Genomic DNA, 22,960 nt, shown 5'->3' with positions numbered 1-22,960 from the left:
GCGTCGTGCCCTTGCAGCGCTGGGGACCGGTGTCGGCGCTGATCGTGGGGGATGTGAACGGCCCGGCAGGCGAGCGTGGCGGGGCGGCCTGTCTGGAACACGGGGCGTCTCTCTGTGAGCACGAACACAGGCTCCCGCAGCGACTGGCGGAGGGAGCCTGCTCTCGTCTTTCCGGTGTCAGGCCGAACCCTCTGACCCGCCGACGCCGGTCAGGTCGACAGGGTTGGGCGCGACCAGTCGAAGGGGCTCAGAACAGGAAGTCGTTCAATCCGAGATCGGACTTCTGCATGTTCTCGAGCGTCACCGTGGTCCCGGCGGAGAGCGTGAGGACTAGGTCGTCGCCGGTCTGGCGGGCGTTGCTGACGACCGACTGGACCTGCGACCGGCTGAAATCGTCAAGGTCGATGCGGTCCACGCCGTCGGCGAAGTCGGTGATCCGGTCGCGGCCGTCCCCTCGCTCGAACTCGAACACATCTGCGCCCGAGCCGCCCGTCAGAAGGTCATTCCCGGTCCCGCCCTCCAGCCGGTCCCTCCCGGCCCCGCCATAAAGCCGGTCGTTCCCCGATCCGCCATCCAGCTCGTCATGGCCTTCGCCTCCGGACAGCCGGTCCCGTCCCGCGCCGCCGTCCAGCTCATCGCGGCCGTCGCCGCCATACAGGGAGTCGTGTCCCGAGTCGCCCTCGAGCTCGTCGTTGCCAACCCCGCCCCAGAGCCGGTCGTTGCCGTCCCCGCCTTCGATATCGTCCCGCCCCGCATCGCCCCACAGGCGATCGTGACCCTTGCCGCCGTAGAGGTCGTCGTTCCCGCCGCGACCGTAGAGCCGGTCATCCCCCGCAACCCCCCGCAGGATGTCCGCAAGGTCAGTTCCGTTCCGCGTGTCGGCCCCGGAGGTGCCATCGATGCGCGCCATGTTCCGTTCTCCTCGGTGCGTCAGTTGTCAGGGGTTTCGTTCAGGACCGCTCCGCTTTGCGGATCCACGGTCGCTTCGACGGTGTGGCCGTCGGGATGGACCGCCTGGATCTCGATCTGGTCGTTGTCCACGTCGACTTCGGTGACACGGTAGCCGCGTTGCTCGAAGTCGCCGATGATCGCGGACAGCCGGGGTCCGGCGTCCTGCGCGACCGCCGGAAGGGCGACCAGGGCCAAGCCCCCGGCCAGGGCGATACGATTGGTGAAAGACATGCGTGATCCTTTCGATGGGGCCGATGTGCGGCCCGGGACGAATCGCTTTTCGCATGGCGGGCCTGACGGGGTCCTGACGGGTCATGTCAGCGTCCTGTCAGGTCGCATCGGCTATCAGGTCGGTCATGATCCGTATGTTTTCCCTCGTTCTCGCCCTCGCGGTGCCGGGGCCTGCCCTGGCCCAGGAGGACAGCTCCGTCGTCCGCGATGCCGTCGCCAGGGGTGAGATCCGTCCCTTGTCGGACCTCCTGCCCCGGCTGGCCGCGGACTATGGCGGCGAGGTTCTGGACGTGGAACTCGACAACGAGGACGGCGTGCTCATCTATGAGTTCGAGATCCTGACCGGCGATGGGCGGCTGATCGAGGTGGAGATGCTGGCCGCGTCGGGTGAGGTTCTCGAGGTCGAGGATGAGCAGGACGACGAGGACGCCACTTCGGATGACGGCACCGACACGGACGACGATTGATGCGCGCGCTCATCGTCGAGGATGATCCGCGCATCGCCCGCGACCTGATGTCGGTGCTGGATGGGGCGGGCTTTCGGACAGAGCAGGCCGAGGATGGCGAGACGGCCTGGTTCAAGGGCGGGACCGAGGACTACGACCTCATCATCCTGGACCTCGGGCTGCCGCGCCTCGACGGGCTTTCGGTGCTGAAGCGCTGGCGGAGCGAGGGCTGCACGACGCCGGTCCTGATCCTGACCGCCCGGGGAAGCTGGATCGAGAGGGTCGAAGGCATCGACGCCGGGGCGGACGACTACCTCCCCAAGCCGTTCCGGATGGAGGAGCTGGTGGCGCGGGCGCGCGCCCTGGTGCGCCGGTCGGCTGGACGTCCAGCCGCCGTCCAGGTCGTCGGGGATCTGGTTGTCGACCTCAACCGGATGACGGCCAGCCTGAGGGGGGCGCCGGTGGCGCTGACGCCGCTGGAGTTCCGCCTGCTCGCCTACCTGATCCTGCACCGGGACCGCATCATCCCCCCGACGGAGCTGCTCGAGCACCTGCACGGCGACGAGGATTCGCGCGAGGCCAATGCGGTCGAGGCGCTGGTGGCCCGGCTCCGCAAGAAGCTCGGGCCGGGGATCATCGCGACGCGGCGCGGCTTCGGCTACAGGATCGAGGACAGCGGGTCTTGAGCTCCTGGTCCATCCGGCTGCGGCTCCTGCTGGCCGGCGCGGCCGCGGTCTCCTTGGCGCTGGTCCTGTCGACCTGGGGCTTGGCGGTCATGTTCAACCGCCATGTGGAGCGGGTCGCGCTGAACGACCTCAACGACCGGCTCGAGCGTCTCCTGACCGCGGTGGAGTGGACCGACGCCGGCCAGCCCGTGCTGGAGGAGCCACCCCGCGACCCGCTCTACCAGCGGCCCTACTCCGGCCATTACTGGCAGATCCAGATGGACGGCGAACCGCTCCGCTCGCGATCGTTGTGGGACTATGCGCTGCCCCTGCCCGCCCTGGACGGCCAGGAGTCCTGGCAGGGCGACCTTCCCGGACCGGATGGTCAACCGCTGCTCACGCTCGACCGGCGCATCCGCGTGGAACGGCGCGGGGGGGACCGGCCGCTACGCGTCACGGTCGCCGTCGACCGCGCCGACATCGACCGGGCCCGGTCCGACTTCCTGGCCGACCTTGCCCCCTACACCGCACTTCTCGCCGTGGTCCTGATCGCCGGCGGGGCGCTGCAGGTGACCGTGGGGCTCCGGCCGCTCAGCACCCTGGGGGACCGGGTGGCGGCCCTCAACAGCGGGCAGGCGCGGCGGATCGGAACCGACGTTCCCGCCGAGGTCCTGCCGCTGGCCGAGGAGATCGACACCCTCATCGACGGGCAGGAGCACGAGATCGAGCGGGCACGGCAACGAGCGGCGGACCTGGCCCATGGCTTGAAGACGCCGCTTCAGGCGCTCGTGGGCGAGGCGACGCGGCTCCGGGCCGCCGGAGCGGGCGACGCCGCCGAGGGAATCGAGGAGATCGTCCGCACCATGCAGGTCCATGTCGACCGCGAGCTGGCGCGCGCGCGGCTTCGGCTGGACAGCCGGTCGGCCTCCAGCGATCCCCGGTCGGTGGCGGAGTCGGTGGTCGCGGTGCTGCGCCGGACCCCGCGCGGGCGGGAGCTGGACTATCGCGTCGAAGGGCCGACCGGCCTTTCGGTCCGCCTGGATCGGGCCGACCTGACCGAGGCGCTTGGGGCGCTGGTGGAGAACGCCACGCGCCATGCCCGGCACCGGGTGGTCGTGACCTGCGAACCGGCGGGCGCGCGGACGAGCATCCGCGTCAGGGACGATGGCACGGGGACCGACCCCGCCCAGCTGGATCGCCTGCGGGATCGCGGCGTCCGGCTGGACGAAACGGCGCAGGGAACCGGTCTGGGTCTCGCCATCGCCTCCGAGATCACCGAGGCCGTCGGGGGCGAGCTGCACCTCCGCAACCGGGATCGGGGGTTCGAGGCCGAGCTGCTTTTGCCCGCCCGGGCCTGACCCCCGTCCGCGCAATCGCCGCATTGAGGCGGATCAGCTCTCCGCCAGTCCGAGCCGGGCAAAGGCCTCCGGCGGCGCCTCGGTGCTCCGCATCAGCCGGGTCATGGCCGCGACCATCCGCCCCTCGAGCTCGGGATCGGCCAGCGGCTGCTCCTGCCCGGGGTCGCGGGCAAGGTCGTAAAGACGCGTGTCGTTCTCGAGGAGGCAGCCCGGCCCGTAGTTGTCGTACATCGGCGACCGCTGGATCACCGGGACCTTGAGCAGGGGCGCTTCCTTGGTCCATCCGAACGGCGGGGCCAGGGTCGCGCCCTTCAGCTCCTCGGGGGTGAAGCGCGAGGTAATGTGGGTCGGCATCAGGGTGTACTGGTAGATCTCCTGGTCCCGGACATCCGCAGGAAAGCGGTGGTAGGTCAGCTGGCCGTCCGTGACGTTCACCGCGCCGCCGAAGTAGCCGAAGATCACGGCGTCCCGTCTCTCTTTGCCCAGGAGGGACATGCCCTGCGTCTCAGCCGGGGCTTCGGCGTCGAAGAGGTCGAGCATGGTCGGCGCGACGTCCACCGACTGCGTCAGGCGGTCCACGCGTTCGGCCCTCGGGTCGCGGGGGTCGTGGATCATCAGCGGGATGTGCACGATCTCCTCGTACATGTTCATCCGGTTCTTGGCCCAGAAGTCATGCTCGCCCAAAAGGAAGCCGTGGTCGGTCGTGACCACCAGGGCCGTGTCCTTCCAAAGGTCGTGCTCGTCGAAGTAGTCGAGAAGTCGCCCGAGCAGCTCGTCGCAGAGCGCGACGACGGCATAGTAGTTGGCCCGCAGCTCCTCGGCTTCCTCGGGCAGCTCCTCCACTCGGCCATAGCGGGGCCAGTCGCGGATGGGGCCGTTCCAGCCGGTCCGGAACGGCTCCTTGAACCGGTCGGGCGCAAAGAAGGGCTCGTGCGGATCGAAGGTCTCGATTTGCAACAGCCAGTTGTTGGCGTCCCGGTTCATGTCGAGGAAGTCGAACCCGTGCGCGAAGCACTGGACCGAGGGGAAGTCCTTCTCCTCCCGGATGAACTCGCGGTTGATGACGTAGGGACCATACTTGTTGGCCGCGCCGGACGCCTCGAGCGGGTCGACCTGGGCCGACGCCACCATCTGGCGCTCATGATACTTCTCACGGAGCCGCTCCCAGGGGGGCTGGACCATGGCCTTCCAGGGGTCGCTTTCCTGGCCGCGCACGAACTCGAAGGTCGAGTATCGGTTGTGGTAGGTGGCGCCGCCGTCCTCCCAGTAATGGTAGTGATCGGTGACGAGGTGCGAGTGCACGCCCTTGGCCTTGAGGATCTCGGGGAAGGCGTTGTCGAAGGGCTCGAGCGGCCCCCAGCTTCGGTGCAGGAAGGTGAGCCGTCCCGTCAGGAGGTCGCGCCGGGCGGGCATGCAGGGCAACGAACCGACATAATGCCGGTCATAGACCCGCGTGCGGGCGGCCAGCCGGTCGAAGTTCGGGGTCGGCACGCGGGTGCCGCCATAGGCGCCCAGCATGTGACGGTTGAGGGAGTCGAACAGGACGAAGACGCATTTCATGGGGCAGGCTATCCGGATCAGAGGCGGTTGCCGGTGGCGGGATCGAAGACATGCAGCCGGTCGGGATCGGGGCGCAGGCGCAGGTCCTGCCCCGACGGGAAATCGACGGTCCCGGCGACGCGCCAGGTCAGGGGCGCGGCCTCGGGACCGAAAAGGACATAAGTCTCGGCCCCAAGGTGCTCGACGAGGCGGACCGGGCCGCCGATCGGTCCCGAGGGGTCGAGCACCAGGTCCTCGGGTCGGATGCCGATCTGGACCGTGCCGTCCCGGAGCCCGTGTGGCGCGGGCAGCCGTCCGCCGTTCGCCAAGGCCACGGCGCCCCCGGCTTCCACGCGGCCCTCGACGATGTTGATCGAGGGCGAGCCGATGAACTCGGCCACGAAGCGGTTCGCGGGACGGCCATAGAGCTCGAGCGGGCTGCCCGACTGGACGATGCGCCCTGCCTCCAGCACGACGATGCGGTCCGCCATGGTCATGGCTTCGACCTGATCGTGGGTGACGTAGATCGAGGTGGCGCCCAGCCGGTCATGGAGGCCCCGGATCTCGGCCCGCATCTGGACCCGCAGCTTGGCATCCAGGTTCGACAGCGGCTCGTCGAAGAGGAAGACCTGCGGGCGGCGCACGATGGCGCGGCCCATGGCGACCCGTTGCCGCTGGCCGCCCGACAGCGCGCGGGGCTTGCGGTCGAGGAACGGCTCCAGCCCAAGGATACGGGCAGCCTCGGTCACGCGGGCGTCGATCTCGGGCCGGGGGGTGCGCCGGACGTCCAGGCTGAAGGCCATGTTGTCCCGCACGGTCATGTGCGGGTAGAGCGCATAGCTCTGGAACACCATCGCGATGTCGCGGTCGCGCGGCTCTAGGTCCGTCACGTCGCGCCCGCCGATCCGGACGGCGCCGGCGCTCACGTCCTCGAGCCCGGCGATGGCCCGGAGCAGCGTGGACTTGCCGCAGCCCGACGGTCCGACCAGGACGACGAACTCGCCATCCCGCACCGTGAACGTGATCGACTTCAGCGCATGGGCGCTCCCATAGTGCTTCTCCAGGGTCTGGATCTCGACGGTGGCCATGGCTGCTCCTTACTTGACTGCGCCCATGGTCAGGCCCTGCACCACGAAGCGCTGGCCGAAGATCATGAGGATCAGCGCCGGAATGGTGGACAGGACCGAGGCTGCCGCCATGTTCCCGTTCTGCACCTCGTACTGCTCGGCGAAGTTGGCGATGCCGACCGGCACGGTGGCGGTGCCGCGGCTGGTGAGGTTCAGGGCGACCGTGAACTCGTTCCACGAGAAGACGAAGGCCAGCACGCCCGCCGCGATCAGCCCCGGGACGACCAGGGGCAGGATCACGCGCCGGAACGCCTGCGCCTGCCCGGCCCCATCGACCCGCGCGGCCTCTTCCAACTCGGCCGGGATGTCGCCGAAGAAGGTCATCATCAGCCAGACCGTCATCGGCAGGTTGATCGCGACATGCGTCAGCACAAGCCCCAAAAGGGTGTCATAGAGCCCGGCTTGCTGGAACATCAGGTACCAGGGGCCGACCACCGTCAGGACGGGGATCGTGTTGAAGAGCATCGTCCAGCCCAGGAACGCGCCCGAGATCCAGCGGGCCCAGCGCAGGCGGCTCAGCGAATAGGCGGCCAGGGTGCCGACGGTCAGGACGATCAGGGTGCTGGCCCCCGCGACGATCAGGCTGTTCGTGATGTTGCGGACGAAGTTCGACCTGCGCCCGAACAGGACGTCGTTGTAGTTGTAGAGCGTCGGCTCGAAGATGACGCGGCCCTGCATGATCGCGATCTCGTACTTGAGCGAGGTCGCGAGGATGAACAGGAACGGCACCACGATGGCGAGGACGCCGGCGGCCAGGAAGGCGTAGCCGAGCCAGAGTTCGCGACCCTTCAGCGGAATCATCGGCCGACCCTCCGCGCCAGGGCGCCCGCCGTGAGCAGGAACGCCACCACGGCCAGGATGATGACGACCGACAGCAGCGCGCCGTAGCCGAGCTCGTTCTGGTCGAAGAACACCCGGTAAAGGCGCAGGCTGACCACTTCGGTCGCCGTCCCCGGCCCGCCCGAGGTCAGCAGGAAGATCTGGTCGAACACCTTGAAGGCCAGGATGGCCCGGAAGATGAAGGCCACCGCGATGGCGGGCGCCATCAGGGGCAGGACGATGCGCCGGACGATCTGCCAAGTCGTGGCGCCGTCGACCCGGGCGGCCTCGATGACCTCGCGCGGGAGGCCCTCGATCCCGGCGAAGAGGATCAGGAACACGAACGGGGTCCAGTGCCACACATCGACCAGGACCACGGACCAAAGCGCGAGATCCGGGTTGGACAGCCAGCCGACCGGCCCCAGCCCGACGACCCCCAGCGCCTGGTTCAGGATGCCGAAGTCATGGTTGTAGACCAGCTTCCACATGCTCCCGATCGCGACCGGGGGCACGAGGATCGGCAGGATCATGAGCGTGCGGACAAGGCCCTTGCCGCGCGGCACGCCCGACACCATCAGCGCCAGGAGGAAGCCCAGGACCATCTCGAGGATGACCGACACCACCACGAAGATCACGGTGGTGCGGAGGTTGATGAAGAACAGGTCGTCCCCGGCCAGACGGCGCAGGTTCTCGGCGGGGGTGAAGGCGAAGGACGCGCCGTCGCGCGTGAACTCGATCGTCGACACCGCCATGCGGAGGAGGTTCGCCACCGGCCAGACCGTAAGCACGACGAGAACGATCACGGCCGGCAGCAATGTCGCCCAGCGGAACCAGCGGTCGCCGGAGGGCTCGCGGCGATGGCGGCGCGGAGGGACGGCGGCGGGCGCCGCCCCTGACGAGATCTCGGACGGGAAGCTCACCCGGGACTCACTCGGGCAGCGGATCGAGCGATCCGGTCTGGCGGCCGCTCTGGGCAAAGATCTCCTGGATCTCCCGGGCGGCGGAGTTGAGGGCAGCGGCGGGGCTCAGCTCGCCGACCAGGGCCTGGTTGAGCCTCAGGCCCATCACCTGCTCGACCGCCGCGCCCTCCGAGAAGCCCAGAGGATGCACGCCCGCCTCCAGGTTGGTCTGGTAGGCCGCCATCCATTCGTAGCCGGGCTGCTGGCCCAGCGTCTCGATGACGTCCCGGCGGACGGGGATGCCGCCGGCCTCGGCATAGGCCGTCTGCGCGCCTTCGGTGAGGAACCACTGCATGAAGGCCATGGCGGCCTGGGCGCGCTCGTCGGGGATGTTGCGGGGAACGGCGAAATGCCAGTTGCCGATCGCCACGCCACGGCCCCCAGGTCCTTCCGGCATCGGGGCGGCGGCCACCGTGTCCACGACGGCGGATTTCGTCGGGTCGACATAGTTCGCCCAGGCCGCCACGACCGTCTCGACCATTGCGGCGTTCCCGGCGGCCATGAGCTGGATCACGTCCCCCTGCCCCATGGCGCCGACATTGGCGGGGGCACAGCCATGCTCGACCTCTATGAACCGCTCCAGCGCCGTCAGGGCCTCGGGACTGTTGATGGTGACGGTGTAGTCGCCCGAGGCCGGGTCGGCGACGATCCGCCCCCCGTAGCTGAGCAGGAACGGCATGAAATCATAGTGAATCCCGTTGCCGCGCTCGCCGCGCGTGGCGAAGCCGTAGACCTCCGGCGGGCTCTGGATGGCCTGGCACTGGGCGAGCAGGTCGTCATAGGTGGCGGGCGGCGTCTCGACGAGGTCCGTCCGATAGACGAGGACATGCACGTTGCAGTTCGGCGGGACCGCCATCAGCGTGCCGCCCTCCGAGGTCCGGTACTGCTTTTCCTCGTTCCAGAAATAACTGTCGCCGCAGGTGTAGACCTCCTCCGGCAGCGTGTAGCCTTCGACGATCTCACCCAGGGGACGAAGGACGTCGGATTCGTAGAACTCGATGGTCCAGCCGCTGTCGATGTTCAGGATGTCATAAGGGCTCTCGGCCGTGCGGACGGCGTTGCGGGCCTTTTCCAGCACGCCGTTGTACGGCGTCGCATCCAGCTCGACGAGGTTGCCGGTCTGCTCCTCATAGAGCGCCACGACAGATTCGAACCCGCCATACCAGGGCGACGAGTTGATCAGGATCGTGATCGGCTCCTGCTCGCCCACGTCGAGGAAGCTGTCCTGCGCCAGTGCCGGAACCCCCGCGAGGATCACGGCCAGGGCCGTGCCTGCCAGGTGGGCGCGACGGGTCGCGTGGATGATCATGGCGTTTTCCCTCCATTGACGTCAGGGGAAGCTTCGGAAGGCGTCCCTCATGCTCACCACGGTAGGTGGCATCCTGCTGAAGGGTAGAGGCTGGTCCGCCACCAGGAAAATGATAATTGCCACATCAAGGGATAACTTCCGGGAATGGAATGGACCGAACGCTACGCGCCTTCCTCGCCGTGGTCCGCACCGGCAACCTGACGGCTGCGGCGGATCGGATCGGGCTCACGCAGCCTGCGCTGACCAAGACGATCCGGCGGCTCGAAACCGACCTGGGCGCGCCATTGTTCACCCGCTCTGCGAAGGGAATGACGCTCACCGAGGTGGGCGAGCTCTTCTTCGAACGCGCGCGCGCCATCGAGACCCATTGGGCGCAGGCCCGCGAGGAAGCCCATGCCCGCTCGGGCGGCGTCCTGCGCGAGTTCCGCATCGCCTCCGGGGCGGCCTACCATATGCGGATCGCGCCCCAGCTCGTGCGGCAACTCGCCATGGAGTTTCCGGAAACCCGGTTCGTGCTGGATTTCGACGTCGCGGGCGCGATGCTGCCCAAGCTCCAGACCGGCGACATCCACCTCCTGTTGGGGGCCTTCGTCCACGAACCCCCCGAGGGGATCGTGACCGAAAAGCTTCTGGACGTGGTGACCGGGGCGATGTGCTGCCGCTCCCATCCCCTGGCCTGGCTGCCGCGCGTGCCCCCCGAAAGCCTGAGGGAGCATCGCTGGGTCATCTACAAGCGCGACATCTTCATGCAGCGCCGCCTGACCGAATACTGCCTCCAGTTCCGGCTCGAGATGCCGCGCGTCATCATGGAGGTCGATGCCCTCGCCTCGAGCTTCATGATCATCCGCGGCACCCCCTACCTGACCGCGGCCCCGACGACGCTGCGCCCCATGGCCGAGGAGGCGGGGCTGGTCGTCCTTCCCCTCGATGTGCCCATCTGGTCCTTTCCGTCCGGCGCCTGGATGCGGCGGTCCACGCGCGAATACCCGATCATGAAGCGCGCCCTGGCCCTGCTGCGGGAGTATGTCGCCGCAACGCTGGAGCCGGCCCCCGGTCATTCCGTGAGGTTATCGCCCCCGCCGCATTAGTCATTTTCGATGCCTGAGCCCGGCCCGTAAGGTCCGCCCTGTCGCCACGGACAGGGAGCCCCGGCCATGAAGCCCAACGTGATCGTCTTCTTCACGGACCAGCAAAGACACGACACGACGGGCGCGCACGGCAACCCGATGGGGCTCACGCCCAACTTCGACCGCTTCGCCCGCGCCGGCACCCATCTTTACAACAGCTTCGCCTGCCAGCCCCTTTGCGGGCCGGCGCGCGCCTCGCTCCAGACGGGGCGCTATGCGACGCAGACCGGCGTCTTCCGCAACGAGATCACCCTGCCCGGCGGCCAGGACACGCTGGCGCAGGTTTTCGCCCGGGCGGGCTACCGGACCGGCTACATCGGCAAGTGGCATCTGGGGGATGCCGATCCCGTCCCCGCCGACCAGCGGGGCGGCTACATGGACTGGCTTGGGGCGAACCACCTGGAGTTCGTGTCCGACGCCTATGACTGCGTCCTGTACGACAACGACGGCGAGGCGCGGAAGCTGCCCGGCTACCGCGTGGACGCCATGACGGACGCCGCGATCCGCTATGTCGACGCCCACCGGGACGAGCCTTTCCTGCTGTTCCTGTCGTTCCTCGAACCCCATCACCAGAACCACACCGACGACTACCCGCCCCCCGACGGCTGGCGCGAGATGATGGCGGCGCAGCAATGGACTCCGCCGGACCTTCAGGCGCTGGGTGGCACCAGCCCCTGGCACCTGTCGGGCTACTACGGGATGGTGAAGCGGCTGGACGAGGCCTTCGGACGCCTGATGGACGCGCTCAGGTCGCTTGGCATGACCGACGACACCATCGTCATGTTCACCTCGGACCATGCCTGCCACTTCAAGACCCGCAACGCCGAGTACAAGCGGTCCTGCCATGAGAGCGCGGTCCGTGTGCCGTCGCTGATCACCGGTCCCGGGTTCATGGCCGGCGGCCAGGTCCGGGCGCTCTTCTCGACCCCCGACATCGCGCCGACGCTGATCGACGCCGCGGGGCTCGAGGTGCCGGAGTCCATGACCGGGCGGTCGATCCTTCCGGTGATCCGGGACGCGCGCGCCGCCTGGCGCGACGACGTCTTCTTCCAGATCAGCGAAACCGAGACCGGCCGCGCCCTTCGCACGCACCGCTGGAAGTATGGCGTCACCTCGGCCTACGACGAGGCTGCGCCACGGTCCGACGTATACCGGGAGGTCTATCTTTACGACTTGGATGCCGACCCTTGGGAGATGGTGAACCTGATTGGGATGCCCGCATTCCGGGCCACCGCCGACGATCTCAAGGCGCGGCTCCTCGCCTGGATCGCGGAGGTCGAGGACGGGCACGCCCCGCAGATCCAGGAGCACGAGCCACGTCGGCAACGGCAGCACCGTCCGTCGGTGGAGATGCTGTTGCGGGACTTCGAAGCGGACCCGCTGCTAGGGGACGCGCCGGGCACCTAATACCGGTCCATACGCCGAGACGGTCCGGAATCCCTGATTGGAGGCCGAGCTGTCGGGCGTGTTCGAGTTGCGGGCGGCAACCCGGTACCGGCTGCAATAGCTCGCATGGCAAAGGTACGACCCGCCCCGGGTCACCCGCCGCGTGCCCTGCGCGGGTCCTGCGGGATCGCGCTGCGGCCCGCTCACATACCACGTCGGCGAGAACCAGTCGGCGCACCATTCCCATACGTTGCCCACCATCTGGTCGAGCCCGAACCCGTTCGGATCGAAGGCGCCGACCGGAGCGGTGGAATGCCAGCCGTCCTCGGCGGCGTTGCGGACGGGAAACTCGCCCTGCCAGATGTTGGCGAGATGCCGCCCGTCCGGCGTCAGGTCATCGCCCCAGGGAAAGCGGAACCCTTCCAGGCCGCCGCGCGCCGCATACTCCCATTGCGCTTCGGTTGGCAGGTCGCGGCCCGCCCAGCGGCAGAATGCCAGCGCGTCATGATGGCTGACATGGACGACCGGATGATCCATGCGGTCGCGGATCGACGACAGGGGCCCGCCGGGGTGCCGCCAGTCCGCGCCCCGGACCGCGCGCCACCAACCGGTGCCATAGTCGCCGACCACGTCGTCGGGCCCGGCCGCGACGTCCAGATGAAAGACCGCCGAGCTGCCTTCGGCTTCGGCTGTCGTCCGGTAGCCGGTGGCGGCGACGAAGGCGGCGAACCGGGCGTTCGTCACCGCTGTCCGGTCGATCGCGAATGGCGACAGCAGCACCGCATGGACCGGAGTTTCCCCATCGGCGTGATACCCCTCGGCGAAATGGTCTCCCATCAGGAAGGCTCCGCCCGGCAGCGGCACGTCGTCCGGCGCGTCCCTTGCCCCCGGGCCGCGATCGGGACTCCTGGCCCCCTCGGCCGCGCCGTCTGTCGGCATCCGGCTGGGCGAGCAGCAGCCCGAGCGCACCTCCTCCATGTCCAGACACCCCTCTTCGCGACGCTCCGGGTTTTCAGATTGCTCCCAAAACGGGCGAGTGCAATGCGGGTTCGCCGTTCGGGCTGACTCGGACCGGCGCGGTGTCGGCGGCATGACCGGCGCCCCACCGCAAGATTGTTGACGCAATTCACGGGTGCTTCATAGTTTCCGTCAACAATAACCGCGGCCCGGATGGTTGGACGCGGACGACAGGGAACGCCAGCGAGCCATGCACCAGGTGACAGCACCGTCACCCTTCCAAACCGTGACAGACGCGATCCTTTTGGCAGCCGCGGTCGCGCTGCTCATGGGGGCGGTGGCCCTGGTCTTTGGCCTCCCGGGCCAGCGGACCGCCACCCTCTTCGGCGTCAACCTGTGCGCCGTCCTGGCCTTTCAGGTCTTCAGCGGCAATTCCGGGATCGTGTCGTTCGGCCATACGGCCTTCATGGCCATCGGCGCCTACCTGTCGGCCTGGCTCACCATGCCGGCCAGCATGCTCCGGGTGACATTGCCGAACCTGCCCTCCTGGCTCGGCGGCCATGAATTGCCTGTCCTGGTAGCCCTTGCCGCCGTGTTCGTGCTGGGCCTGGGGGCTGCGCTGTTCAGCGGCGTCCCGGTCGCCCGCCTCAACGGAGCCTCGGCCTCGATCGCGACTCTGGGCATCCTGATCATCGTCTACTCCGTCCTGTCGGCCGCGCGCGATCTGACGGGGGGCAACAGGGCCTTCTATGGCGTGCCGCGGGCCACGGGCTTCGGCCTCGCGGCGGCCTTCGCCTGCGGCTTCGTTCTTCTGGCCCGTCTTTACCGCGACAGCCGATGGGGCCTCATGCTCCGGGCCGCCCGCGACAACGAGCCCGCGGCCCGGGCCTGCGGCATCGATCCGGTGCGCCTGCGGCTTGGCGCATGGGTGCTGTCCGGGGGCATGGGAGCCGTGGCGGGCGCCCTCTACGGCCACATGCTGGGGGCGTTCACGCCGCGCGACTTCCAGTTCGATCTCGCCTTCGGACTGGTCGCCATGATGATCGTGGGCGGCATGGGCACGGTGACGGGCGCGGCTGGCGGCGTGGCGCTGATCATGGCGCTTCAGGAGGGCCTGCAACGGCTCGAGACAGGCTTCACGCTCGGTCCGCTTCAGGTGCCGCAGGTCTTCGGGCTTCCCATCCTCGGCACCAGTCTGGTGATCCTGCTCGTCCTGCTCCTGCGCCCCCAGGGCCTGTTCGGCGACCGGGAGCTGACGCTGCCTGCACGGCTGCGGACCCGGCAGGCCGTCGGCACGGAGGGGATGTCGCGGCCGGCAGGCGGCACGCGCAGCCTGCGGCTCGACGCCGTCACCAAGGCCTTCGCCGGCCTGACCGCCCTTCGGAACGTGTCCGCGGACATTCCGCCGGGCCGGGTGACCGGACTCATCGGGCCGAACGGGGCCGGCAAGTCGACACTGGTGAACGCGATCACCGGCCAGCTGCCCCTGTCCTCCGGACAGGTGACGTTCGGGACTGAACGGCTCGACCGGCTCGCGCCGCAGGACGTCGCACGGACCGGAATCGCGCGGACCTTCCAGAACATCAGGCTCTTCGAACGCCTCTCGACCGAGGAGAACGTCACGGTCGCCGCCCTCGCCCAAGGGGTGCCGCTGTCCCGCGCCCGCGACCGCGCCGCCCAGGAGCTCGATCATGTGGGACTGGCCGGCATGGCCGAGCGTCGGGCCGGATCGCTGCCCTACGGCGCGCGACGGCGGCTCGAGATCGCGCGCGCCCTTGCCACCGATCCCGCTTTCCTGCTCCTGGACGAGCCGGCGGCAGGCATGAACCCCGAGGAGACCGCCGACCTCGCCCGACGGCTGCGGAGCCTGCCCGCCGCGCGCGGCGCAGGCCTCCTGCTGATCGACCACGATCTGCCGTTCGTGATGTCGCTCTGCGGCCGGGTGATCGTGCTGAACCGGGGCGAGGTCATCGCCGACGGAACCCCGGAGGCTGTCCAGCGCGACCCCGGCGTCATCGAAGCCTATCTCGGCACGCGCGCCTCCCGCGGGCCGACCGCACGGCAGGAGGCGACCCCGCCACCCCCGACCGAGGAGATGACCCATGCGCCGACCTGACTCCGGAACACTGCTGCTCCTTTCTGCCGCCCTCCTCGCCGCCCCTGCCGCCGTCGCGCAGGAGGAGTACGTGATCGGCGTCGCCGCCGCGCAGTCCGGGGGGCTGGCGCCCTTCGACCAGCCGTCCTTCGCCGGCTTCCAGTTCTGCGTGGACGAGATGAACGCCCAAGGCGGGATCGCAGGTCAGCACCCGATCCGCCTCGAGGTTCGCGACACACGTTCGGACATGGCCGAAACGGTCAAGTTCGCGCAGGAGTTCGTGGATCTGGGGGTCAACTTCGTCGTTGGTCCGGCCGATGGCGATCCGACCATGGCCATGGGCCAGATCACCGGCCCCGCCGGGATCCCCACGATGACCTTTGCCGGAACCGCCCCGATCCTGACCCAGGTGAGCGACTACGTCTTCGGCTCCTACCCCGCCGACAACCAGCAGGCCGCCGTCCTGGCCTCCTACGCGCGCGAACTGGGCTACGGGTCCGCCTGGCTGCTCAAGTCGCCGGACGCCGCCTACACCCTGATAGGTCCCGAATACTTCGGCCAGGCTTTCCAGACGCTGGGCGGCACCGTGCTGGGCGAGGGATCCTACACCATGAACCAGCCCGAGTTCTCGGCCATCGTCACGACCATCCAGGCGCTCGACCCCCAGCCCGACGTGATCGTGACCTGGGCCTGGGAGCCTGACTTCCCCGCCTTCATCCGGGCGCTTCGCGACGCGGGCGTGACCACGCCGGTGATGGGCGCCGACGTGCTGGACACCCCCACCGTCCGGGGCTTGGGCGATGTCGTCGAAGGCGTGGTGCACACCTCCGGGGGCTACGCCGAGGAGGGCTCCGCCCATGCGGACTTCAACGCGCGCTACCTGGCCGCCACGGGGCTGGCCGCCGACACGAATTATCACGTCAACGGCTGCGACATCGTCGGCATGATCGACGCCGCCGTGCGCGCGGCGGGCTCGACCGACCCCTCGGCTGTCCGTGATGCGTTGGCCGACCTGCCGGAAACCCAAGGGATCATGTCGAGCTATACCTTCGCCGGCACGGACCGGATGCCGCTCCGCTCGGTGGTCCTCGCGCGGATCGAGGGCGGCCAGAAGGTCTTCATTCGCCGCGGCCTCGCCGACCCGGCGATCATCCCGGCGCCCTGATCGTGAACCGGCTGTCCGTCACCGGCCTCCGCGTGCGCTACGGCCCCATCGAGGCGGTCCGGGGCCTCGATCTGGAGGTCGGGCCCGGCGAGATCGTGGCGCTCCTTGGAGCCAATGGGGCGGGCAAGACCTCGACCCTGTCGGCCATCGCCGGGCTCGTGCCGCCATCCGGAGGACGGATCCTTCTCGACGGCGAGGATGTAACGGGCCTGCCGGCCGAGGCGCTGGCGCGGCGCGGCGTGGGCCTCGTGCCCGAGGGGCGGCGTGTCTTCGCCTCCCTCACCGTGGCCGAGAACCTTCTTCTGGGCGGCGCCGTCCATGCCCCGCCACCCGAGCGGCGGGCCCGGCTCCGGCGCATGGAGGACCGCTTCCCCGTGCTGGGCGAACGGCGCGACCAGAAGGCGGGCCTGCTCTCGGGCGGCGAACAGCAGATGCTCGCCATCGCGCGCGTCCTTATGGCGGCGCCGCGCCTCCTTCTCATGGACGAGCCGTCGCTCGGCCTTGCCCCGCAGATGGTCGAGCGCGTGTTCGACCTTATCGCCCAGCTTCGGTCCGAGGGCCTCACCATCCTACTCGTGGAGCAGAACGTGCCCATGTCCCTCGATATCGCGAACCATGGCGTGGTCCTGGCCAACGGACGGGTCTCTCTCCGGGGAACGGCCCGGGACCTGCTGGCCTCGGACGCCGTGCGCGGCGCCTACCTGGCGGGGTGACCGGGATGGGAACGCTCCTGCAGCAGACGGTGAACGCGCTCAGCCTCGGCGGGGTCTATGCCCTCCTGGCGCTCGGCCTCGCGACGGTGTTTTCCATCGTCCGGCTGATCAACTTCGCGCATGGCGAAGTCATGACCATCGCGGGCTACGGCATCTGGTGGGCGCTCCTGCTCGCCCTTCCGGCCCCGGTCGCCATCCTGGCGGGCGTCGCCGTCGCCGTCGGCGCGGCTCTCGCCATGGAGCGGATCGCGTTCCGCCCCATGCGCGGGGCCGATGTCACCACCCTGCTCATCACCTCCTTCGCCGTCAGCGAGATCATCAAGGTGCTGTTCCAGAACGGGATCTCGGCCAGGCCCGTCCCGATCGTGCTGCCGGCCTGGCTCACGAGCACGATCGACCTCGGAGCCGTCCGCATCGGCATGATCTCGGTCGTCTCCATCGCCGCCGTCGTGCTCGCGCTCGGGGCCATGGCCCTGCTGCTCCGCCGCACGCCGCTGGGCCTCGCCATGCGCGCCGCGGCCGAGGATTTCGCGGTCGTGCGGCTGATGGGGATCAAGGCCAACCATGTCGTCGCGCTGGCCTTCGCGATCTCGGGCGCCTTGGCGGGGATCGCGGCGGTGCTCTGGGTGGCGCAGCGCGGGTCGGTGGATCCCCTGATGGGGGCCACGCCCGTCCTCAAGGCCTTCATCGCCACCGTCCTGGGGGGATTGGGGTCGCTGGGCGGCGCGGTCCTGGGGGGATTCGTGGTCGGAGCCGTCGAGGTCTTCCTCCAGGGCTTCCTGCCCGAGGCGGCGCTGCCCTACCGCGAGGCGATCTCGCTGTCGATCATCATCGGTCTCCTTGTGCTGCGTCCGGACGGGCTCTGGCCCGCGGCGAACGTCAGCCGGAGCTGACGCGCCCCGTCCGGTTGGCCCGTTAGGTTTCGGCGGGTCGTGGGCTGAAGACCGCGCGAAGGCTGTCGACCTCGGCGATGCGGCTGCTGGTGGCGGCCCAGTCCACCTCGGACACCCGGGTGATGACCGCTTCGACAAAGGTCACCAGGGCGACATGGGTGTCCCACGGGGTGCCGACATCGGTGGGCACGGAAAAGCTCGACTTCGCGTGCACCGTGACGGGCGACAGCCATTTGTCCGTCACCGCGACCACCGTCGCGCCGCGCGAGGCCACCAGCCGCGCCAGATCCGCCAGCCGCGGATCGTAGCGCCGGATGTCGAAGACGATGACCACGTCGCGCTTCTGCAGGCCCAGGACGATGTCGGGCCATTGCTCGGGATCCGCCGGGAGGTGATGCACGCGGGTCCTGATCTGGCGGAGATGCACGGACAGGAGCTGGGCGATGCTGTCCGTCACGCGGCCGCCGATCAGGTGAAGGCCCCGGCCCCGATCGGCCAGCATCCGGCAGAAGTCGTCGAACTGCTGAGGATTGATGCTCGCGGCGGTCTGCTGCACCACCGCGGCCACCCGGGACGCATAGCCGGGCAGGAAGTGTGCGCCATCGCCCTCCCCACCCTCGCGCTTGAGCTGGACGGGCGACAGCTCGCGCTCCTTCAGCTCCCCGATCAGCTGGCGCTGGAAGTCCTGGTAGCCCGCGCAACCGATCTTGGCCACGAAGCGCGTGATCGTGGGGGCCGAGACCCCGGCCCGGTTCGCAAGCTCCTGGATGGGAACGAGTCCACCATAGGGATAGTCCGCCAGGATCGCCTGCGAAATCCGCCGCTCGCCCGCCGTGAAGGTCGGGATCAACTGGTCGAGCCGTGTCCGGAGAGAAGCCGCTTCGCGCAAGGAGGTCCTGGGGAGGGAATGCAGGATTTCTGTGCAGTAGCATGACCTCTGCGGCGGGGCGAACAAAAATTTTCATTCGTCCATCGCAAATCCTTTGACTTTGATCTGGTGCTTTCATCAGATCAATCTGTCCATGGCGACAATCGGGCTATCCCAAGCCCGACCTTGCACGCTCTGGCCCCCGCAGATGGACGATCCATGGACCAGACCCCCACCTCCAAGCGGCCGGCCGGGACCCTCCTTCGGGAGTCCGATCCCGACCCCGTCGAGATCGTGAACGGGGCGGGCACGGCCGACATCCTGCTGGTCTGCGAACATGCGGGGCGGGCCGTCCCAGGAGGACTGGCGCGCCTCGGCCTGGACGACGGGGCGTTCGAGCGTCACATCGCCTACGACATCGGGGCCGAGGGGCTGTCCCGGGCACTGTCCGCCGAGCTCGACGCGCCGCTCGTGCTCCAGCGCTACAGCCGGCTCGTGGTCGACTGTAACCGGCCTCCCTCTGCGCCCGACTTCATTCCCGAGGCCAGCGACGGGACCCTCGTCCCCGGCAACGCGAGCCTGAGCGAGGACGGGCGCGCGCAACGTCTGGCCGAGATCCATGCGCCGTTCCACGAGGCGGTGGCGCGCCTGCTGTCGGAACGGCCCCCGGCGGCGCTTGTCGCGGTTCACAGCTTCACGCCCAAGCTGGAGGTCATGGGGGTCCAGCGGCCCTGGCACGCGGGCTTTCTGTTCCATCGTGACGACCGGCTCAGCCGGGGCCTGCTCGGGGCCCTGCTCGCCCAGTCGCCCGGCACGGTGGCGGCCCTGAACCAGCCTTACTGCGTCACGGACGAAGGCGACTACACCATTCCCGTCCATGGCGAGGCGCGCCGCCTGCCGCATACCCTGGTCGAGATCCGCAACGACCTGATCGCCACGCCCGAGGGCCAGGCCGCCTGGGCCCGCAGGCTAGCCTCGGCCCTGACCGCCGCCCTTCCCGCCCTTCCGGAGTCTTGACCGTGCCGAACCCGCATCCGACGACGCGCGACCTGCCCCTCGACCCGTCGCAATCCGCCCTTCTCTTCATCGACGTCCAGAACTTCTCGTGCCGCCGCGACGGGGGCGAGTTCGGGCACCTGCCGGACGAGGAGGTCGCACGGGACTACGGCTACTTCTTCGACCGCCTGGAGAACGTCGCCATTCCCAACATGCAGCGGCTCCAGGAGGCGTTCCGGGCCGCGGGGGTCGAGGTGCTCTACACCACCATCGAGAGCCTCACCAAGGACGGCCGGGACCGAAGCCTTGATTACAAGATCACCGGGTTCAACGTGCCCAAGGGGTCCTGGGACGGGAAGGTCCTCGACCAGATCGCGCCGGGCGACGACGAGATCGTCCTGCCGAAAAGCTCGTCCTCGGTCTTCGTCTCGACCCATGTGGACTACATCCTGCGCAACCTCGGCGTGAGGCAGCTCGTGCTGTGCGGCTGCCTGACGGACCAATGCGTCGAATCCGCGGTGCGGGACGCCTGCGACCTCAACTACCTTGTCACGCTCGTTCCCGATGCCTGCGCCACCTACACGCAGGAACGGCACGACAACACGCTGCGCGCGATCAAGGGCTACTGCCGGCAGGTCTCGACCGACGACCTGATCGCCGAGATCACCCCCTGACCCGGAAAGGAGCCGCCATGTCCAGGACCGACGAAGCCATTGCCGCCGTCCGCGAGGCCCTGCGGTCGGATGACGCCTATGTCGCCGAGCTGACGCGCGACCTCGTTCGCATCCCATCCGTCAACCCGCGCTTCGTCCAGGACCCCGCCGTCAACGGCGAGGCCAAGGTGCAGGATCGGCTTCAGCAGGATCTGACCGCGCTGGGCTTTGGCGTCGATCGCTGGGACGTGTCGCCCGGACGGCCGAACATCGTCGCCGACTGGGAGGGCTCCGAGGAGCGGAGCCTCCTGCTGTGCGGCCATGTGGACGTGGTCCCCATCGGTGATCCCGCGCAGTGGACCGTCGAGCCTTTCGGCGGCGAAACCAAGGACGGACGCCTTTACGGGCGGGGCGCGGTCGACATGAAAAGCGGCGTCGCGGCCTGCGTGGCCGCCGCCCGCGCCATCCGCAAGGCAGGGATCACCCTGGACGGGCGCCTGTCGATCCACACCGTCGTGGACGAGGAGGCCGGAGGGTTCGGCGCCATGGACGCCGTGGCCAAGGGCCGCCTCGCCCGCGCCGGGATCATCGCCGAGCCCACCTGGGATGCGGTCATGCCGGCGGAAGGCGGGCTGTTCTGGGTGCGGGTCACCATCCGGGGGCGTCAGGGCCATGCGGGCTGGCGCTTCAACGAGGTCTGGCCCCAGCCCGAGGCCGCCGACCGCCTGCTCCCCGGCGTGAACGCGATCGAGCTCGCCACGAGGTTCCTGGCCGCCCTGCGCGAATTCGAGAGCATCCGCTGCCGGACCACCTACCACCCGCTCGTTCCGCCCGGACTGAACACCATCAACCCGGGCGTCATTCGGGCCGGGGCCGGGCTGGGACCGGACGGGCTGCCGGTGACGATGACCAATCCCGCCATCATCCCGGATACGGCGGTGATCGACCTGGACTACAAGTTCCTGCCCAACGAGGACCCCGCCCAGGTCCGGGCCGAGTTCGAGGCCTTCGTCCACCACTTCTGCCAGATGGACCGCTGGCTCCGCGACAACCCGATCACCGTCGATTGGGATTACGCGCAGCTCTACTTCCCGCCGATGGACACGCCGGTGGACCATCCGCTGGTCACGTCGCTCGTCCGCCGGGCCGGGGAGAACGGCAAGCCGCCCGCGATCAAGGGCTTCGAGGCCGTGGCCGACTGCGCCCACTACGCGGGGGCGGGCGTGCCCTGCGTCCTCTTCGGGCCATCCGGCGACGGACTCCACGGCTACGACGAATACGTCAACCTCGACTCGCTCGAGAGGGTGACCCGGACGCTGGCCGAAACCGTCATCGACCTTTGCGGCGTCCGGTGACGCCGCCCTCCACGACAAGAACAAGACGCACAAAGCAACAAGGGGGTATCACCACGATGAAAGCGACAACCTGCCTCGGGAGCCTGGCCCTCGCCTTGGGCGGCCTCGGAGCTCTGCCCGCCTTGGCCCAGGACCAGATCGCCCGGATCGGCGTCCTGGCCCCGCTCACCGGCGGGTCGGCGGCGGACGGACAGGAGATGGTCAACGGCGCCCAACTGGCCGTGGACGAGATCAACGCCGCCGGCGGCGTGGCCGGCTACATGCTCGAGATCGTCGAAGGCGACACGCAGGACCAGACCGCCGAGGCGGTCACCACCGCCTTCGAACGGCTGGCCGGCGACCCGGACGTGAACGTCATGATGAGCGGCTACGCCTCGGGCTCGAACTTCGAGATCGAGATGATGGCCGAACAGGAGATGCCCTATCTCATCTCGGGCAACTCCGCGCAGACCCGCGACATCATCGCGCCCGACCCGGACTCCTTTCCGACGGTGTGGTCCATCACGCCGTCCTACGACGCCTACGAGACCGAGATGATCCCGGTGCTCGATGCGCTGTCCGCCTCCGGCGCGCTGGCCCTGCCCAACAAGAAGGTGGCGCTGATCTCGTCCGACAACCCCTACTCCAAGACCATCATGGACGGGTTGGCCGAAAGCTTCGGCGCGGGGGGCTGGGACGTGACCTCGACAGACCTCCTGCCTTTCGGTGCGATCAACGACTGGCGCGCCTTCCTCGCGGGCGTGCGCCAGAACGAGCCTGCGGTCATCATCAACACCGACTATCAGCCCGGCAACGCGGCGACCTTTGTCCAGCAGTTCCTGGAACAGCCCACCAACAGCCTCGTATTCATCCAATACGCGCCCTCGGTCCCCGAGTTCACCGAGCTGACCGGCGACGCTTCGACGGGGATCATCTACAACCTCCTGGGCGGGCCGCTGGAATCCGAGCAGAACCCCCGCGCCGCCGAGGTGATCGGCAAGTACGAGGAGCGCTTCGGCACGACGCCGGGCTTCTACGGCCCAGCCCTCTACGAGCAGGTCTATCTTTACGCCGAAGCCCTGGAGAAGGTGGGCGACCCGACCGACCGGCTCGCCATCGGCGAGGCGATCGCCGCCGCCGACAAGCAGATCGTGTCCGGCCATCTCCGCTTCGATCCGGCCACGCACCTCGCGGTGCAGGGCAACGAAGGCATCCCGATCCAGTTCTTCCAGATCTGGGACGGCGAGCGCGTGCTGTTCTACCCCGACCAGTACGCCACCGGCGACTTCCGCCTCCCGCCCTGGATGAAGTGACGTGGCCCGGGGCCGCGCGCAACCTGGGCGGCGCGGCCCTGCCCCAGATGGATGAT

At 68.9% G+C, this 22,960-nt stretch carries 22 protein-coding genes; 13 read left to right on the top strand and 9 right to left on the bottom strand.

Features of this window, described 5'->3' with window-relative positions; all coding sequences use genetic code 11:
* Nucleotides 1-247 precede the first annotated feature (247 nt).
* Together J3P31_RS21770 and J3P31_RS17100 are read right to left on the bottom strand one after the other, a co-directional pair.
* On the bottom strand, nucleotides 248-910 hold the full coding sequence (locus tag J3P31_RS21770; RefSeq protein WP_210529715.1) for a calcium-binding protein: 663 nt from the start codon (nucleotides 908-910) through the stop codon (nucleotides 248-250).
* A 20-nt stretch (nucleotides 911-930) separates the two neighbouring features.
* Nucleotides 931-1,182 (bottom strand): PepSY domain-containing protein, encoded by a 252-nt coding sequence (locus J3P31_RS17100; protein ID WP_210529714.1) that lies wholly within the window; start codon nucleotides 1,180-1,182, stop codon nucleotides 931-933.
* Between the two features lie 125 nt (nucleotides 1,183-1,307).
* Here J3P31_RS17100 and J3P31_RS17095 point away from each other — a divergent pair, with 125 nt between their 5' ends.
* The 3 genes from J3P31_RS17095 to J3P31_RS17085 are packed head-to-tail and all read left to right on the top strand — an operon-like array spanning nucleotide 1,308 to nucleotide 3,651.
* Complete coding sequence (locus J3P31_RS17095; RefSeq protein WP_210529713.1) at nucleotides 1,308-1,649, top strand: PepSY domain-containing protein; 342 nt, start codon at nucleotides 1,308-1,310, stop codon at nucleotides 1,647-1,649.
* On the top strand, nucleotides 1,649-2,314 hold the full coding sequence (locus J3P31_RS17090) for a response regulator transcription factor (protein WP_210529712.1): 666 nt from the start codon (nucleotides 1,649-1,651) through the stop codon (nucleotides 2,312-2,314). The genes J3P31_RS17095 and J3P31_RS17090 overlap by 1 nt, the downstream gene beginning before the upstream one ends.
* On the top strand, nucleotides 2,311-3,651 hold the full coding sequence (locus tag J3P31_RS17085) for a sensor histidine kinase (RefSeq protein WP_210529711.1): 1,341 nt from the start codon (nucleotides 2,311-2,313) through the stop codon (nucleotides 3,649-3,651). The genes J3P31_RS17090 and J3P31_RS17085 overlap by 4 nt, the downstream gene beginning before the upstream one ends.
* Before the next feature lie 33 nt (nucleotides 3,652-3,684).
* Here the strand turns inward: J3P31_RS17085 and J3P31_RS17080 are convergent, their stop codons facing one another.
* Genes J3P31_RS17080 through J3P31_RS17060 form a run of 5 tightly spaced genes read right to left on the bottom strand, consistent with a single transcriptional unit; the run spans nucleotide 3,685 to nucleotide 9,404 of the window.
* A complete protein-coding gene (locus J3P31_RS17080) occupies nucleotides 3,685-5,211 on the bottom strand; it encodes a sulfatase (RefSeq protein ID WP_210529710.1) in 1,527 nt (508 codons plus the stop codon).
* 17 nt (nucleotides 5,212-5,228) lie between these two features.
* Nucleotides 5,229-6,278 (bottom strand): ABC transporter ATP-binding protein, encoded by a 1,050-nt coding sequence (locus J3P31_RS17075; RefSeq protein ID WP_210529709.1) that lies wholly within the window; start codon nucleotides 6,276-6,278, stop codon nucleotides 5,229-5,231.
* Between the two features lie 9 nt (nucleotides 6,279-6,287).
* Nucleotides 6,288-7,118: a carbohydrate ABC transporter permease gene (locus tag J3P31_RS17070; protein WP_210529708.1), complete on the bottom strand. Its 831-nt coding sequence runs from the start codon at nucleotides 7,116-7,118 to the stop codon at nucleotides 6,288-6,290.
* Nucleotides 7,115-8,056 carry a carbohydrate ABC transporter permease gene (locus tag J3P31_RS21460; RefSeq protein WP_210529707.1) on the bottom strand — a complete coding sequence of 314 codons (942 nt, stop codon included), beginning with the start codon at nucleotides 8,054-8,056 and terminating at the stop codon, nucleotides 7,115-7,117. The genes J3P31_RS17070 and J3P31_RS21460 overlap by 4 nt, the downstream gene beginning before the upstream one ends.
* 7 nt (nucleotides 8,057-8,063) lie before the next feature.
* Complete coding sequence (locus J3P31_RS17060) at nucleotides 8,064-9,404, bottom strand: extracellular solute-binding protein (protein WP_210529706.1); 1,341 nt, start codon at nucleotides 9,402-9,404, stop codon at nucleotides 8,064-8,066.
* A gap of 149 nt (nucleotides 9,405-9,553) precedes the next feature.
* Here J3P31_RS17060 and J3P31_RS17055 point away from each other — a divergent pair, with 149 nt between their 5' ends.
* Together J3P31_RS17055 and J3P31_RS17050 are read left to right on the top strand one after the other, a co-directional pair.
* Nucleotides 9,554-10,492, top strand: a complete 939-nt coding sequence (locus tag J3P31_RS17055; RefSeq protein ID WP_210529705.1) for a LysR family transcriptional regulator — start codon at nucleotides 9,554-9,556, stop codon at nucleotides 10,490-10,492.
* A gap of 66 nt (nucleotides 10,493-10,558) precedes the next feature.
* A complete protein-coding gene (locus J3P31_RS17050) occupies nucleotides 10,559-11,938 on the top strand; it encodes a sulfatase family protein (RefSeq protein ID WP_210529704.1) in 1,380 nt (459 codons plus the stop codon).
* Here J3P31_RS17050 and J3P31_RS17045 read toward each other — a convergent pair.
* Entirely contained in the window at nucleotides 11,915-12,754 is an 840-nt protein-coding gene (locus tag J3P31_RS17045; protein ID WP_246849802.1) for a formylglycine-generating enzyme family protein, read from the bottom strand. The two genes, J3P31_RS17050 and J3P31_RS17045, sit on opposite strands and share 24 nt — an antisense overlap.
* Nucleotides 12,755-13,160: 406 nt before the next feature.
* Between J3P31_RS17045 and J3P31_RS17040 the strand changes: the two genes are divergently transcribed.
* The 4 genes from J3P31_RS17040 to J3P31_RS17025 are packed head-to-tail and all read left to right on the top strand — an operon-like array spanning nucleotide 13,161 to nucleotide 17,740.
* A complete protein-coding gene (locus J3P31_RS17040) occupies nucleotides 13,161-14,990 on the top strand; it encodes a branched-chain amino acid ABC transporter ATP-binding protein/permease (protein ID WP_210529703.1) in 1,830 nt (609 codons plus the stop codon).
* On the top strand, nucleotides 14,977-16,134 hold the full coding sequence (locus tag J3P31_RS17035) for an ABC transporter substrate-binding protein (protein WP_210529702.1): 1,158 nt from the start codon (nucleotides 14,977-14,979) through the stop codon (nucleotides 16,132-16,134). The genes J3P31_RS17040 and J3P31_RS17035 overlap by 14 nt, the downstream gene beginning before the upstream one ends.
* Nucleotides 16,135-16,136: 2 nt before the next feature.
* On the top strand, nucleotides 16,137-16,847 hold the full coding sequence (locus J3P31_RS17030) for an ABC transporter ATP-binding protein (protein ID WP_438270306.1): 711 nt from the start codon (nucleotides 16,137-16,139) through the stop codon (nucleotides 16,845-16,847).
* A 5-nt stretch (nucleotides 16,848-16,852) separates the two neighbouring features.
* Nucleotides 16,853-17,740, top strand: a complete 888-nt coding sequence (locus J3P31_RS17025; RefSeq protein WP_210529701.1) for a branched-chain amino acid ABC transporter permease — start codon at nucleotides 16,853-16,855, stop codon at nucleotides 17,738-17,740.
* A 22-nt stretch (nucleotides 17,741-17,762) separates the two neighbouring features.
* Here J3P31_RS17025 and J3P31_RS17020 read toward each other — a convergent pair whose 3' ends face one another.
* Entirely contained in the window at nucleotides 17,763-18,629 is an 867-nt protein-coding gene (locus J3P31_RS17020) for a MurR/RpiR family transcriptional regulator (protein WP_246849601.1), read from the bottom strand.
* 198 nt (nucleotides 18,630-18,827) lie between these two features.
* Between J3P31_RS17020 and J3P31_RS17015 the strand changes: the two genes are divergently transcribed.
* The 4 genes from J3P31_RS17015 to J3P31_RS17000 are packed head-to-tail and all read left to right on the top strand — an operon-like array spanning nucleotide 18,828 to nucleotide 22,904.
* On the top strand, nucleotides 18,828-19,625 hold the full coding sequence (locus J3P31_RS17015; protein ID WP_210529700.1) for an N-formylglutamate amidohydrolase: 798 nt from the start codon (nucleotides 18,828-18,830) through the stop codon (nucleotides 19,623-19,625).
* 2 nt (nucleotides 19,626-19,627) lie between these two features.
* Nucleotides 19,628-20,278, top strand: coding sequence for a cysteine hydrolase family protein (locus J3P31_RS17010; protein ID WP_210529699.1), 651 nt, complete (start codon nucleotides 19,628-19,630; stop codon nucleotides 20,276-20,278).
* A 17-nt stretch (nucleotides 20,279-20,295) separates the two neighbouring features.
* Nucleotides 20,296-21,612, top strand: a complete 1,317-nt coding sequence (locus J3P31_RS17005) for a M20 family metallopeptidase (protein WP_210529698.1) — start codon at nucleotides 20,296-20,298, stop codon at nucleotides 21,610-21,612.
* Between the two features lie 56 nt (nucleotides 21,613-21,668).
* On the top strand, nucleotides 21,669-22,904 hold the full coding sequence (locus J3P31_RS17000; RefSeq protein WP_210529697.1) for an ABC transporter substrate-binding protein: 1,236 nt from the start codon (nucleotides 21,669-21,671) through the stop codon (nucleotides 22,902-22,904).
* The last annotated feature ends 56 nt before the right edge of the window (nucleotides 22,905-22,960 follow it).

This window comes from Rubellimicrobium arenae, assembly GCF_017916275.1.
In the GTDB taxonomy this organism is placed as follows: domain Bacteria; phylum Pseudomonadota; class Alphaproteobacteria; order Rhodobacterales; family Rhodobacteraceae; genus Rubellimicrobium; species Rubellimicrobium arenae.
This window is presented reverse-complemented; position numbering and strand designations above follow the sequence as displayed.